Consider the following 16095-nt stretch of genomic DNA (forward strand, 5'->3'; position numbering starts at 1 on the left):
TTCATAGGATTAAGCAGCTTATATAGCCATGGTTGACGAGGGTGTGAGACAAAATGGCCAACTCGATAAAAAAGCTGTATCGAATTGGCCATTTTAGTGACAACTAATGTGGCTTAGGTGTGATTATGCATATCGTTAAGCGCATTGTGCAATAAGTCATCATCATTGGATTGATGCTCTATATCATCAATGGAGTCATCAAGTATATGCCTTGGTTCGTCTCGGTGTGGCTCCTCGTCCGACAGAGGGTTGTCAAAGTGGTCGTGGGCCAAGGTGTCAAGCATATCGGCATCCGCATTGCTACTGGCTAATGTGGTGACAGTGGGTAGTTCTGACGCCACTGGACTGTCCGAGGGTGAAGTAATCTCTTCATGGGCTAACCCTACCATTTGCAGATAGTGATCGATAGGGGCTGCAGGTATCGGGCCTGGTGCATGGCTTAGGTCAACGCCTGTGTCAGTATCGCCACTTGGCGCAGTATCTTGGTCTCCTTGATGAGCGATGACATCGCTAGACAGGTCGACTTCATCGACTATCACTGCGCTGAATTCATCATCCTGTGGTGCATCATGCATCACAGGGGCGGGTGGCGGAGCGGCAGATGTATCGGGTGTGATTGTCATGCCAACAAGGTGAGTAGAGGTTTGGTTATGACCACTGTGGCCATGAACATAAGTCACATCTACATTCACTTTGACATCAACATTGGACGCATGTGCATCATGATACACAACTTGAAATACGTCATGATGTTCTTCTGAGGTTGTTTGCCCAGCCCAATGGGTGCCGCCTGTCGCCTTATTGCCGGCAGTCGGAGCTTGCCTATAAACATAGTCCACGTGGCCAGTTACGGGATCTATGGTTAAGGTACCGTATTGGCCTTGCAAACTGTTTGAAGTATGACCGTGGCCATCAGTGATTGCCCACCCAGCGCCAGATAAACTAGGGGTGAGCTGTTGTATTATTGGAGGTGCAACCAGATCGCCTGAGATATGTGAGCCGATGCTACCACTACCTGTTGGTGTAGGTGGGGTCTTAAAGCTTAAAGTGGGTACAGGGTTAGCGCTATCGCTAATAAACAGAGGGCTGTGTATTGATGCTAAATTACCCGCTAAATCTTGAACCGATGCGGTGACATCAACCGTTCCCCCTGGCAGCGCCTGAACCTCCGCTGCGGTTAATGAAGTGTGCCAAGCGCCTTGAGTTACCACGGCTTGATACTGCTGACCCGCAATCGTTACTGTAACCGTTTGCCCATCTTCAACGCCAGATACTGTACCGGTTATATCAATCGCTTGCTGGTGTTCGCTGGCTTCAATGATGTTGTCGCTGGTGATTGGGTTAACCCTAATGGCCGCGTTAGTATCGGTGCTGTAGTGATGATTATCCGTCGCAGTAGCGTTGTTTCCTGCTGTATCCGTTATGGTGACTGATGCGCTAATGTTGGTGTGGCTGCTCAGTTGATTGGCTGGGATGTCGATTGAGAATCTATGTTGTGCATCCACGGCGCCAGTGTAAGTGTGTGTGCCTAGTGTAAGGGTGATATTGTCGCCAACGCTGACTTCACTCCCCACAGTACCAGTGACTGGCACGCTGCCACTGAGCTCGGCCTGATTGAGCACGTCATCAGCAGTGATAGGGTCAAGGCTAATGTGTGGCGCTGCTACATTAGTGTCTAGCGTAAAATCAATACTGGTGGCTTTTGATGTGTGCCCAGCGTTGTCAGTTTGCCTTACCTGTAGCTGATTAAGTCCCTCGACAGGAGTAAATTGGCTGCTCCAATGGGCACCACCATCTGTGGAATACTCCACCTGCATTCCAGCGGTTTGACCTGAGATGCTTAGTGCCCCATCTTGAGTGATCAAGTCTGTTGCCGAGCTGCCGGTATCATGGGCCAGCGAGACTGCTAATGGCGCAATAATGATCGGGGCTTGATAAGGGTCTATATGAATAGTTAAGTTGTTCTGACTACTGTCTGCATAATCACCATTCGTGTCTGTGACGCGGTAGATAAGATTAGGCACTTGCCCGCTAAATTGACTGTTAGGGGTAAAGGTGTAGTCGCCGTTGGCTGAAATTGCGATAACCCCAACACCAGTAATGTTATGAGTTTGCCCAGCTTGAACCGTCACGTATTGATGTGTGGTTGGGTCTTGAAATTGCACATCATGAAGGATTAACTGCGCGCCATCATCAACATCTGTAGCCCCCCGCAGTAAGTTGCCAGTAACGGGCCCGTTATTCTGCTGAGAATGTGGATTAAAACTGTGGATGATTGGACGATCACTGGTGCCTGTGACGACGACTTGAGCTTGCTGCTGCGATGTCTGCACATTGCTACCTGCTCCTTGTTGTAGCTCATACTTAATATCAACGTTTGAGGCGATGCCGTTGGCCAAATGGTTGTAGCTATTGTGCGTCGGATCGACCTGTAATGTATGGCCATCGCTCGCTAGCATAAAGCCATCGGGTACCTGACTAGTGTAATGAACGCCGTCGGTTGAAAATTGCATGTGGCTTACTGTGCCACTGCTCAGTCCACCGAGTAAATCGAGAGATTTACCTGCTCCACCTTCATTAACGCTCAAGCTCGGTGTGTCATCATGGCCATGAATTTGTACATTAATGGTATGGCTGGCAGTGCCGTCAGGTGAGGTAACCGTAAAGGTGTCAGTCACCACTTGGCCATGAACCAAGCCATTGGTTGGTGCTAAGTTGTTGTTTAGGTTGTATGTCCAGTGGCCATCAGCATCAAGGCTGAGCTCGCCATATTGACCCGCTAAGTGCGTTTGTTGCACAAAATTGACTTCGTCGCTATCGACATCTGTCAGTGTTAACTGCCCCGTCAGACGACTCGTTGCACCATCTTCGAAGATATCGACGTTCGATGATGCTTGTGACTGGCCATTGATCAGGGCTGCATCGTTCACTGCTGCGAGGGTGGTGCTAGCCCCTGTGTGTGTCACACCGGCGTGGGCATCCTTAACGTCATAGCTAAAATGTACAGCACCGTTATAGTCTTTATCTGGGGTAAAGGTAAAGCTGCCATCAGGATTAATTGCGATTGAGCCGTGGTCGGCGTGCAGGTTTTCAATAGTCAGTAATCCAGCATCGTTTGCGTCTACATCAACGGTATTTTGCAACAATTCAGCCACGGTGATGGTTTGACGGGTATCTTCAGTGCCAGCGTTAAGTATGACTTCTGAGCTGCAATAGGGGCGATCATTATCGCCGTGAATAGTAATGACAATATCATGTGGGGTGCCATCTTTTGAGTGAATAGTAATGGTGTCAGTCAGTTTTTCACCTGCACCAAGCTTATCAATAGCGCGACCTGCAGAAGATGCTCCTGCGGACACTTGATATACCCAATGACCTTGCTCATTAATTGATAACAATCCGAATTGCCCCCTGATTTGATGCGCTGGACTCAGGAATTCCGTTTCATTTTTATCAGGGTCGGTGATAGTTAGGTCACCAGTGATAGACAAAATTTGATTGAATAAATTACTAGAGCCTGAATGATGATAATCTGGCGACTTATCGGTCATGTCTGAATATGCAGAGCCGTGACTTCCGAACTCATCAACGCTGGCTGTATCTTGACCTGCAATTACCGCGGCATCTCCAATGGCGCTTAAGGTCAATGAAGCCGAAGTTGCCGCAGTGCCACCATGAGCATCCTGAACATCATAGTTGAAAGAAACTTTACCGTTATAATCCTGATCGGGGTGAAAGGTGAAAGTACCATCGTGATTATCAGTAAACTGACCATGGTCGGCGGTTAGATTGGCCACAGTGAGCTGTCCCGCATCATTTTGGTCGATATCAGAAGCATTGGCCAACAAGTCAGATGCTTGGATGATCACATTGGTATCTTCTGTTCCTGAGGCGAGAGTGGTGGTTGAAGACATTATCGGTGTATCATTGGTGCCATGGATTGTTACTGCAACCTCATGACTCGTTCCATCAACACTATGCACCACAAAGGTTTCGAGCTTCGTATCGTTGCTATTCATTGATTGTATAGCACGGTTATCAACGTTATAAATCCACGTACCAGACGAATCCATGTGAAGTGTTCCCAACGCTTGAGAACCATCTTTAAGCGTGCTCAATGACTCATCTTTGAAAGCATTATCTACATTGTCTATATCGTGACTGGTAAGTGTTCCCTGTGTTTGTAACTCGTGATGTTGCACATTGAGATCTTCGCTCACGTCTCCACGGTTATTACCCGCAATAACAGCGCCATCGTTGCTCCCCGTTATCACAAAGGAGAGGTTTTGGGTGGTATGAGCACCATGTTCATCAGTAACCGTTACAGGAACTTGAATAGTCCGTTGTACGTTTTGGCTAATGTGCTGATAGGCTGAATTTGAGGGGTCAAAAGAATAGCTCCCATCTTTATGCATAGTAAGGCCATCAACTGGGTGGCCAAGAGTGAACTCTAGTTGTGCATGATCATCGGGTTCATAAGCGTGCATTTTTCCATTGAGGACTTTACCATCCTCAGTAAGATAGCGACTCTGAGCACTGATATCTGGAATATCGTTGGTCCCTTCAATCGTAAAATGTAACACATGAGCAGTACCATCTTTGCTGTAAACAGTCACGGTATCTTGAACGATTTGTCCCTCATCAAGATGATCTATGGTGTGATTATTGATGTCATAGAACCAGTTGCCATTACTATAAAGTTGCAGCGTTCCACCCTGTGGGGTTGTGGCTAGAGAAATGGTCTGAAAGAGCTCTTCTGCAGGACTGTCGGGATCTTGAATCGTCAAGTGGCCACTAAGAGAGATGTCAAATTTGTTATCAACATGAACATCTTCTTTTACATTACCGCTGTCGGCACCACCGATGACAGTGGCATCCGCCACGGCTGCTAAGGCCATTGATGCCGAGGTAGCAACCGTCGCACCTTGAGGATCTTGTACATCGTAAGTAAAGTGGACCGCCCCGTTATAATCAGCATCCGGCGTGAAGGTGTAGGTGCCGTCTTTGTTGTCTGTGACCGTGCCGTGATCTGCACTTAGGTTATGCACACTGAGTTGCGCTGTTTCACCATCATCATAGTCACCGACTTGTGCGAGCAAGTCGGAGGCATGCAGTGTGACAGCAGTATCTTCAGTACCTGGCGAGAGAGTAACGTCTCCGTGCACAAAAGGCGCATCATTGGTACCTTCGATGACGAATTCAACCTGATGTGGCGTTCCATCGACACTGTGAATAGTAAAGGTTTCCCTAGCCTCCTGTCCCTTCGCAAGATGATTAACCGCACGATTCTCAATATGGTAAAAATAGTTTCCATTGCTATAGAGTTGCAACGTTCCACCAAGACTTCCGGTGTGGTGGTGCAAACCGTCCGGAAACTTAGACTGGCTTGGCCCATCGGGATCAGCGACATGAAACTGGCCGTTTGTTTTAATCGTGTAGCCGTAATATAGATTATCTTCCTCAAGCAGCCGCCCCCCCGTCCCAGTGATAACTGCCGCATCAGCTCTCACCGAGAGTGTAGTTGATGCCCCAGTGTAGGTCACACCACCATGAGCATCTTTGACGTCATAACTAAAGTGCACATCACCGTTGTAGTCTTTTTCTGGGGTAAAGGTAAAGCTGCCGTCAGGGTTTGAGGCGATACTTCCATGATCGGCATGCAGGTTATCAATGGTTAATTTACCTGCATCGTTATCGTCTATATCAGTGGCATTAGCGAGTAATTGTGCTGGGGTGAGTACTATCTGGGTATCTTCTATGCCCGTATTAAGCCTAATTGCGCTACTTACCACAGGTGCATCATTGGTACCATGCAGCGTGACCGTAATGCTTTGCGTTGCTGAGCCATCAATAGATGAAACCGTAAATATTTTTTGTATGGTTTCATTCGCACCTAGGTGTTGAACTTTTGTATTGTCAATTAGATACGACCAATTACCTCGTTCGTTAATACAGAAGTGACCCTCTGGGGTATTGAGGCTTTGAGCAACAAAGCCCGCTTGGTGGTGATCGGGATCGATTACTTTGAGGTTCCCCCCGCTATAGATTTGGTTTGGTGTATTGGCTGGACTGAGCCGATCTTCATACACATCATTTGTTAGGCTAGAATACTTACCCACCTCAATACGGGCTTGATTGTCTTCGCCAATGACCTTAACCATAATAGTCAGTTTTTGACCGTCGCTGGTTTCTACTTGATAGGGGATTTCCATCGACTCACCGCTATGCAAACTGGCAATTAGCTTATCGGCGTCGCGATTGGTCGCGCTATCTAAATAGAATTGATACTTGCCACCAGGCCAAACTGTCAAAGTGCCTGGTGCGTAGCCTTGGCCTAAATATTGGCCACTGAAAACAAAGTCGGTTTGGTCGCCACTGTCAGGGTCGACGAGTTGAAGTTGACCATGATAAATAGTGTGTTGACTATCTAAGGCTTGAGTCTCAGTCAGTTGAATGACATTGGAGATTAGTGTGGCTTTGTCATCCGTCCCTTCAATGGTTAAATTTGCCGTTTGTGGACTGCTTCCCCCATGACCATCTTCAACAAAGTAGGAGACTGTAATTTGTGCAGTTTGTCCGCTGGCTAAGTGTTGAAAAGCAGGGCTGGTGGCATCGACTAATAAAGTGTGTCCATCCGGTGCGAGTGACAGGCCGCTTGGCAATTGTGCGGATGGAGAATGCCCATCAATGGCGAAGGTTAAATGGCTAATATTTAGTGCATCACCTTCTTTGTCGGTAGCGCCTTGCAGTAGATTTAAGGCGTGGGTGTGCAGATCATCTTCATTAATATGTTCAGAAATTGGCGCCACATCTGGATTGTCGTTGACAGCCGCTAAGGTGGTGCTAGCCCCTGTATGCGTGACCCCACCATGGGCATCTTTCACGTCATAACTAAAGTGCACATCACCGTTGTAGTCTTTTTCTGGGGTAAAGGTAAAGCTGCCGTCAGGGTTTGAGGCGATGCTTCCATGATCCGCTGTTAAGTTATGGACACTCAGCATGCCAACATCATTTTGATCAACATCGCTTGCATTTGCTAACAGGCTTGCTTGTGTAATTATCACCGAGGTATCTTCAGTGCCCGTTGCTAAAGTGACACCACCCTGCACAGTAGGTGCATCATTGGTCCCTGTTATATCAACTGAAATTGTATGTTGGGTTCCGTCTGCACTAGTTATTTGCAGAGAATCAGTGATAACAATACCTGCCCCTAAGGCTTGAACCCTTGGATCCTCATTATGAACAACATAGGACCAATGACCATTAGGTAAAACTGCAAATTGCCCTAAATGTTCACTACCAAATACCCCAAGCTGAAGTTTGAAATGCTCTTCTCCCGTATCAATATCGGCTACGCTCAACTCACCATAGGCTGTCAGTTGTTTAGGGTTACCATCAATTCCTTCTTGAACAGTTCCTCGGTCTACACCTGTTATAATGGCACCATCATTGGCGCCATGAATTGTTACTATGATTTCTTGCTCTTTGCCATCAAGAGATTTGACTGAGAGAGTTTCTGTTAGGCTGTGTTGATTACTTAAGGCTTGGATTTGTGCAGAGCTGTTATCCGCAATATAGGTCCAATGGCCCTGCTCGTTGATCGACAGCGTACCAAATTGGCCTTGTAAACTCTCAGCATTGAACTGGGCTTGACCGTTGTCAGCATCAGTCACGGTGAGTGCGCCATCGACACGCAGTTGGCCTTGGTAGAGGTCTTTATCTTCAGTTAAGCTGGCCGTTGAAGAGCCTGCAATTACCGCGTTATCGTCAGTGCCGTTAATGGTGACAGTGACTTTTTGCTCGGTGCCATCGATGCTGTGGACCAATAAAGTATCGGTGAGTGACTCACCCGATTTCAGCCCTTGAATAGCCGCTTGGGCATTGTCGGCGGTATAAGTCCAGTGGCCGTTTGAGTCAATCGACAAGGTACCAAACTGGCCTTGCAGACTTTCAGCATTGAACTGGGCTTGACCGTTGTCAGCATCAGTGACGGTGAGTGCGCCATCAACACGCAGTTGGCCTTGGTAGAGGTCTTTATCTTCAGTTAAGCTGGCCGTTGAAGAGCCTGCAATTACCGCGTTATCGTCAGTGCCGTTAATGGTGACAGTGACTTTTTGCTCGGTGCCATCGATGCTGTGGACCAATAAAGTATCGGTGAGTGACTCACCCGATTTCAGCCCTTGAATAGCCGCTTGGGCATTGTCGGCGGTATAAGTCCAGTGGCCGTTTGAGTCAATCGACAAGGTACCAAACTGGCCTTGCAGACTTTCAGCATTGAACTGGGCTTGACCGTTGTCAGCATCAGTGACGGTGAGTGCGCCATCAACACGCAGTTGGCCTTGGTAGAGGTCTTTATCTTCAGTTAAGCTGGCCGTTGAAGAGCCTGTAATTACCGCGTTATCGTCAGTGCCGTTAATGGTGACAGTGACTTTTTGCTCGGTGCCATCGATGCTGTGGACCAATAAAGTATCGGTGAGTGACTCACCCGATTTCAGCCCTTGAATAGCCGCTTGGGCATTGTCGGCGGTGTAAGTCCAGTGGCCGTTTGAGTCAATCGACAAGGTACCAAACTGGCCTTGCAGACTTTCAGCATTGAACTGGGCTTGACCATTATCTGCATCAGTTACGGTGAGTGCGCCATCGACACGCAGTTGGCCTTGGTAGAGGTCTTTATCTTCAGTTAAGCTGGCCGTTGAAGAGCCTGCAATCAGCGCGTTATCGTCAGTGCCGTTAATGGTGACAGTGACTTGCTGTGAAGTGCCATCAACCGAGTGAACCAGCACGGTATCCGTGAGTGACTCACCCGATTTCAGCCCTTGAATCACGGCTTGTGAGTTATCAGCGGTGTAAGTCCAGTGGCCGTGTTCATCTATCGACAGTCTGCCATATTGGCCTTGCAATGAGGCTGCAGTAAACAGGCTTTGATCAGCATCAGGATCAATGAGAGTAAGCTGCCCGCTCGTATGCAGTTGCCCCAAATTAACATCTCTATCTTCGTTCAAAGAAGCACTGGATACGCCATTAATTAGAGCGATCTCATCTGTCCCATGAATTTCAATTGTGACGATTTGATTTACAGGTAATCCACTACTGTCTGTGGCGGTAACACTAAATGTTTCAGTAACTACTTGACCATTATGTAGCCCAAGGGTACTTGCTGAACTGTTGTCTAACTGATACTGCCAGGCACCAGTAGTGGGATCAATAATGAGGTGACCATATTGGCCTAAAGCCTTTGTTACCGCCCAAGTTAAGGTGTCTGCATGGTCTGGATCTGTGGCAATTAATTGACCGCTAACAGTATCAACAGTTCCCATTTCGTTAAGACTTGCATGGTGCAGCCCTGAAATAGTGGGGAGATCATTGGTACCTTCCACTTCAATACTGATAAGTGTGTTGACTGAATGCCCTTGGCTATCAGTGGCTTTAATAACAAACTGTTCGGTTTGATGCTCGCCAGAAGATAGGGCATCTGTTTGAGGTGAATTGTTATCTAAAACGTAATGCCACTGACCTGTTTGCGAATCTAAAATGAGGCTACCAAACTGTCCCTGTAAGTTAGAAGTTGACCAAGTAACTGCATCACTGCCATTACCATGGGCGGTAAGTTGACCATTAACTGTATCAACAGGGCTATTTTCTTTAACATGTTGATTTTGTTCTTGACTCTGTATCTCTAATGGCTTTTCATTCGTGCCAGTGCCAGTGCCAGTGCCAGTGCCAGTGCCAGTGCCAGTGCCAGTGCCAGTGCCAGTGCCAGTGCCAGTGCCAGTGCCAGTGCCAGTGCCAGTGCCAGTGCCAGTGCCAGTGCCAGTGCCAGTGCCAGTGCCAGTGCCAGTGCCAGTGCCAGTGCCAGTGCCAGTGCCAGTGCCAGTGCCAGTGCCAGTGCCAGTGCCAGTGCCAGTGCCAGTGCCAGTGCCAGTGCCAGTGCCAGTGCCAGTGCCAGTGCCAGTGCCAGTGCCAGTGCCAGTGCCAGTGCCAGTGCCAGTGCCAGTGGATACTTGTGGCTGCACAGAGGGGGTTAGCAACATTGGTTGAGCCGTTTTAGAGGGCGCTTTGGGGCTTGGTGACATAGTGATCGAAAATGCCGGCGTCGCTCCAGTGGTCTTAAGTATTTGGGGAATAGGCGATAATGAGCTCAATTGGTTACTTGGTGGCTCAAACCCTGAAAATGGCGTTATCCCAGTAGTTTCTGCTGAGCGAGGTGGTGAACTTAGTTCTGGTGGCGGTAGCGTTGATGCTGGGCTAGGGGATAGTGCTATCTCGTCGTTCGGTGTTGCCTTAATCGGGTCGATATCTCTAAGCTGGGTGATGACCTCGCTGCTGGTTGCTGGTTTGGCGTCGGCGTCGGCAACGGTGTTCGTTGCCGTGAGTTGACCACCTTGTGCATCATCATCTTCTTGCTCAGCAAGTGGGTGGCTCCATGGTTTGGCTGCCACCATATCTTGGTTAAAACGCGTATTAAGCTGGGCATCTCGGTACTCTTTTGCCTTGAGTCGTTCAACATCTTTATCGATAGCTCTGGCTTTACGCTTTGACTTGTCGTCTCGTTTTTTCGCTTCGGTGTCATGCCCCATTTGTTTTGTTGGCGAGTGTTTATCTTGACTCATAGCGTAGCTTCCTATCGTTCACCAAAAGCTTGGGTGATATTGGTAAATACAGGTTTCCATAAATATTGAAATACGGTTTTATCACCTGTGACGATATTGGCTTCGCCTGTCATACCGGGAATTAGATCTAACTTACCGGGTTGATCGCCAAAATAGGGTTTTTCGATCGCAATTTGTACTTTATAAAATACGCCGCCCTTTTCGTCGGCATCCGTGCTAGGTGAGATGCGTTTAACCACACCATCGATGGCACCATAACGGCTATAATCAAAGGCATCAATTTTAATTCGAGCGTGCTGACCTACGGTGACGAAACCGATATCTCTTGGAGACAGTTTAGCTTCTAATAGGGCTGTTGGGGTGGTGGGCACAATAACGGCAACAGTACCACCCGGTTGAATAACACTACCCGAGGAGGTGTTGGGTAGCGATTGAATGATGCCATCGACTGGTGAATGTAATGTATTTTGCAGCACTTGAGAGTTTGATGACTTTAAGCGTGCCAGTACTCCAAGTAGTTCTGCTTGTGTATCGGCACGCTTTTCTCCTACCTCGTTGAATAGGCTAGCTTGTTTTTGTTCGAGTTGTTTTTGTAAGTTTTCGATATTACGCGCTAGCACGACTTCTTTGCCTTGAAGGCCTTTTAATTCACGAATATAGGCGTCGAGTTTTTGTTGCGACTCTAGCATGCTCAGTTTTGATACTGCTTGCGCTTCTTTGACCGCATTCATCATTTTAAGCGTCTGCTGCGCCGAGTTAATTTGATTCTTAAGCGGAGGGATCTCCTGCTCGATACTTGCAAGTTCTGCCTCTGATTTGGCGATATCTGACTGTGATAGTTGCACTAAAGCTTGCTTCTCTTGATTCATGCGAGCCAAGCTTTTCAGATGTTCTTGTACTAGAGAAGGGTGGCTGATGGTGTAGGTGTCAAAATCGGCTTCTCTGCCTTCAATAAAAGCGTTGTAACGTTCTATTTTAAGCTCTAAATTGGCTTGTTTACTGAGAAGTTCTTCGACCACGGCTTGACTGTCGATTGCGACAAAGTGGCCAATGATATCCCCTTTTTTGACCATATCGCCTTCGGCAACTTCGATAGAAGCAAGGGTGCCGCCGAGTTGGCTTTGAATTACTTGCCTATGCCCTAATGGCACCACTTGCCCCTTGGCTTTCGCTATCTCTTCTATATTGGTCAATATTGACCAAATCACCATGATCACGACTACAGCTGTAATGAATATGGTGATGCGCTTGATGACGCGCTTTTCCGCTGGTGACTCAATGGCTTCAGTAAATTCATGTTCTGGCCAAGAGCTTTGGCTAAGCTGGTGATCATTCATATTGAAGCCTCCAATGTGGGCGTTAATTTGTTTGCTGGGGGGGGAGCTTGTTCTGGAAGTGGACCGGCATAGATCACCGTGCCCTTATCTAAAATAACGACTTTATCAGCCTGTTGGATTAACTCCTGGTCGTGGCTGGTAAACAAGATAGTGGTATGTCCTTTAAGTTGCTTTAAGGCGCTGATAAAAGCTTTTTTAGCATAAGGATTACGGTTCGCTATGGGCTCATCCATCACAAGTAGCGAAGAGCGTTTGAGTAGGGCGCGTGCAAGGCTTAAGTAACCGCTTTCAACGGCGGCTAGCATGCTGCTTTCTTGGGCATATAAATCGGTATTAATATCGTTATCTAATGCTTGCAATAATGCGCCAGCGCCAGCATCTTCTAAGGCTTGCCGTAATTGATCATCGGTGGCATCAGGTTTGGCTAAGCGTAAATTATCGGCAAGACTGCCTGGCATAATATCGCTGTGAGTTGGGCTGTAGGCCGCCCATTGACGAAAAATTTCGGGGTCAAACTGTTTGAGGTTTTTACCATTGATAGTGACGTAGCCCGCTTGAGTATCAATGACTCCTATAGTGCTGAGCAATAATGAGGTTTTACCGCAACCGTTAGGGCCAATGATGGCCACTGTCTCGCCAGCGTCTATATCAAAAGTGATACCAGATAAGGCCGGTTCGCTGTCGGCGCTGTAACGTAGTGTAAGGTGTTTAAATGAAATTGCTGGGGGTTTTTGCCTGTCTGGTGCGTCTAATCTGAGTTGATTAAATTCAGTGGTGACCGCCATAAAGCGATCAAATTGGTTGATTGCCCCGTTCATCATGGTGAGTTTTTGTCGCGATGCAAAAGCCAATTGTGCTGGCCCAGTAATCCGCCAAATGAGCATGACGCAGGCAATCAATTCACCCGGTGATATGCTTTGATTGAGCACTAAAAATACACCGGTAAATACTGTGGCCAGCGCGGTAAAAAGTCCCATCGCATGAGCAACTGCGCTGTTGAGTCCGGCGCGCTTATTATACAAAAATTGTTGCCGGCAATGCTCTTGGCAGCGGCGTACAAACTGACGGTACCAAGCTTGGGTTTCACCAGCTGCTTTCAACTGCAGCAGTTGCTTGGCTAATTCATTGAGACTGGCCTGATATTCGTTACTGATGGTGGGGCTGGCTGCTTGAGCAAACTGAGTGAGCACCTTCATGATCCAGTAGAATAGCAGTAACATCAATAAGGGCACCAGCACCAGCCAGCCACTGAGTAAGGTTATGGCTATCAGCGCTACTAGGGTAAAAGGGAGATCCAGCAGGCCGGTACCATTGGGGCCAGAGATAAGGCTACGTACTTTTTCAGCATTGCGTATTCTGGCTAAATGGTTTGACAGCCCAACACGTGAGAGTACAGTGAGTGGCATGCTCAGTAAGCGGTTAAAAGTGATCCCTGACAGATCGCGAGCAAAGCGATTACTGCTAGTGGCAACCACTCTGGCGCGGATCAATCTACTTCCAATAAATATGCCCAATGCCAATATCGCGCCCAAAGCGATATTGGGCAATATTTCTGGTGCTTGCCCTCCAATGACTCTGTCATAAACCACCATGGTAAATAAGGGAATAGCTAATCCCGTTAAACTTGAGAGAAGGCTGAGCCAAAATACCGGTGCGTACCACTTACGTTGTTTGCGTAAGTGGGTGGCGAATGAACTCGCTTTCTTAGCACTCGAAGGCAAGCTGTCGATAATAAAGACATAACCATGAGATGGCAGTGAGTTTAGTTTGGTCCATTGTTGGTGCTTGTCCAAGTATTGATATTGTTGCTCGCTTCGGCGGGCAACTATGGGTTCGCCATCGACGGGGAGTAAGAGAAAGGGGTAGATGCTGTGGCTCAGAAGTGCCGAATCTATGGCTTGGACACTGACGCCAACATGATGTTTTTTGAGTAAGATGTAGGCTTCTAAATAGGTCAATTCATCGGCTAAATCACTTTGTTGTACGTTGCTGGATTGCCCGTTTAACCCCAATTGGCTTAGGAGGTTAACCAATGGTGTCTTAAGGTTTTGATATTGCTTGTTATCGGTATTCATTCTGCAGCCTCGGTTGTTGGAGCCATGGACGCTGAGCCTGTTTGATCAATATTAATGCAATAATCACTGATGTGAGCGACATCCTTAAAGTGGGACGCAACCAGAATGGTCATTTCTCCTTTACTCTCTTTTAATAAGGACAACAGTCGTGTCTGAGAGTCAGCATCGAGTGACACCATAGGTTCATCGAGTAACAGTATTGAAGGTGATTGCGCCAATACTCTTACCAGAGAAATCAGTTTTATAGCGCCTTGATTGAGTAGGTGGTTATCGTTACTCGCTACTCTGGTTTGGTATCCAGCTGGAAGTTGGGCAATCGTATCGGCTAATCCTAGCTGATCGGCCAATGCCATCGCCTGACTGTCACGCTCATGCCTAAATAGGGTCATGTTATCTAAAATTGATCCTGAAAAGAGTGTCGCCCAAGGCGGGGCATAACAGATGGACTGGCGATATTCGTGAGCATCATGGTCACCTTGGGCTATGCCTGCAATCGTAATTTGGCCTTGTGTTACTTGGTGAAATGCGCCGACAGTACTGAGCAACAAACTAGCATGTGTCAGAGGATTAGAGGTGATAGTGACCATGCTACCGTTTGGGATCTCAACGCTGAGGTCAGTTAATTTGGCACTGGTTTGATTGGCACTCACCTGCTGGAAGCTAATGGGACCTGCGGGCAGTTTTTGCTGATAGCGCTGTTTGCCGTTAAAGGACTCTTGGGGGGTAGCCACGATCTCATTGACATCCAACATCGCATTTTGAGCGGCAATAAATTTTGCCCGTAAACTGCCTATGGCACTTAATGGGGCAACTGCTCTGCCAGCTAAAATGGAGCATGCAGCTAGGCCACCTGTGGTGAGGTCGCCATTGAGGACTTCAAAACAACCAATTAACACTATGGCTAAAGTCGTTGCCTGTGCTGCCCCCTGAATAAGCTCTTGGAGTTTACAAGAGAGCCAATCAACTTGGTTTTGCTGTGCTAAACGTCGATGGTTAATCTCTTTATAGGCATATGTGATCCGCGATTCTAGCGCCATTGATTTAGTGGTCGTCAGTCCGGATAACACTAACATGAGTAAACTCGTACGCTCATTGTCGCTGGTGGCCAGCTCACTGGTGGCCGCCGATAACTGTTTCCCGATTTGCCACACTCGTAGCCCCACAAGCAACCACATCACTAGCGGAATAAAGACTAATGGGCCACCAATATAGGCGACTAATGCAAGGAAGATAAAGACAAATGGCAAATCCATTAATGCGACAGCCGCTTGGCCTGAGTAAATCTCGCGCATTGTGCTAATACTATTCAGAGCGTGGAATACTTTACCTGTACCTAATGAAGCTAGCTGTTGGTAGTCGGCTTTTAGTAGGCGCTCTACCACTTGGGTGGTGGTTTTTAGTTCAAAGTTTGCAGCAGAAGCACCGAGTAACCAGCTACGAGCATAGCGCAAGAGTAATTCGAGTAAAATGGCAAGACTCACGCCAATGGCTAAAACGCTTGCGGTACCGAAGCTTTCATTGGGTAAGATGCGATCGTAGATTTGTAACATGGTTAATGGCAGTGCTAGCGATAACAAATTGATCATTGTCGACGATAGTAAAAGCTCGATAAAAGACTTATTGTTGAGCAATAGACGAAAGGATTGAATCATGAGTTACCCACCCTGTGCCGCTTTCTGGAGCCCAGAAAAATAGTTCGTATTTACTTTTTGTTAACATTAGCATTATGGCTATAGGCTGTAAATTGAACAAAGTTATCTATTTACGAATGGGGGAATTCAGAACATAAGTCGACAGCGGCTGGCGGTAAGGCATAAATTGACTGCAAATCGCAAGGGCCTGTTGATCTTTCAAGGTTATTTTTGTAGCCAATTGTTGGGTATTTATACAAGGCAGAAGCTTTGTGGTGTAGTTATTCTACATAACAAGCTGAGAACGCAGTAGAAATGATCAACAAACGCTGCCCGAAGGGTTCGGCTAAAAACGTTTTACTCTTTGTTAAGTGAATTTTGCTTAGATGACTAGGCTGCAATCCACTCGCCTCGATTAAAACGTTTCAGTCTCGAACGAAAT

4 protein-coding genes are annotated in these 16095 nt (G+C 47.4%); all 4 read right to left on the reverse strand.

Features of this window, described 5'->3' with window-relative positions; genetic code table 11:
- Positions 1–113: 113 nt before the first annotated feature.
- From AC5YBX_RS02395 to AC5YBX_RS02410, 4 genes are read right to left on the reverse strand one after another with little or no spacing between them, the layout of a single operon-like run.
- Positions 114–10610 carry a VCBS domain-containing protein gene (locus AC5YBX_RS02395; RefSeq protein ID WP_494524300.1) on the reverse strand — a complete coding sequence of 3499 codons (10497 nt, stop codon included), beginning with the start codon at positions 10608–10610 and terminating at the stop codon, positions 114–116.
- Positions 10611–10621: 11 nt separating this feature from the next.
- Entirely contained in the window at positions 10622–11947 is a 1326-nt protein-coding gene (locus tag AC5YBX_RS02400; RefSeq protein WP_494520129.1) for an HlyD family type I secretion periplasmic adaptor subunit, read from the reverse strand.
- Positions 11944–14022 (reverse strand): peptidase domain-containing ABC transporter, encoded by a 2079-nt coding sequence (locus AC5YBX_RS02405; RefSeq protein WP_494520128.1) that lies wholly within the window; start codon positions 14020–14022, stop codon positions 11944–11946. The genes AC5YBX_RS02400 and AC5YBX_RS02405 overlap by 4 nt, the downstream gene beginning before the upstream one ends.
- Positions 14019–15674: an ABC transporter transmembrane domain-containing protein gene (locus AC5YBX_RS02410; RefSeq protein WP_494524301.1), complete on the reverse strand. Its 1656-nt coding sequence runs from the start codon at positions 15672–15674 to the stop codon at positions 14019–14021. The genes AC5YBX_RS02405 and AC5YBX_RS02410 overlap by 4 nt, the downstream gene beginning before the upstream one ends.
- Between the last annotated feature and the right edge of the window lie 421 nt (positions 15675–16095).

It is taken from the genome of Shewanella sp. 492 (genome assembly GCF_059338445.1).

What these genes read in the sequence shown, in the direction of transcription:
- AC5YBX_RS02410 (WP_494524301.1), bottom strand. Translation starts at nt 15,674, where the DNA reads ATGATTCAATCCTTTCGTCTATTGCTCAACAATAAGTCTTTTATCGAG.
- AC5YBX_RS02400 (WP_494520129.1), bottom strand. Translation starts at nt 11,947, where the DNA reads ATGAATGATCACCAGCTTAGCCAAAGCTCTTGGCCAGAACATGAATTT.
- AC5YBX_RS02395 (WP_494524300.1), bottom strand. Translation starts at nt 10,610, where the DNA reads ATGAGTCAAGATAAACACTCGCCAACAAAACAAATGGGGCATGACACC.
- AC5YBX_RS02405 (WP_494520128.1), bottom strand. Translation starts at nt 14,022, where the DNA reads ATGAATACCGATAACAAGCAATATCAAAACCTTAAGACACCATTGGTT.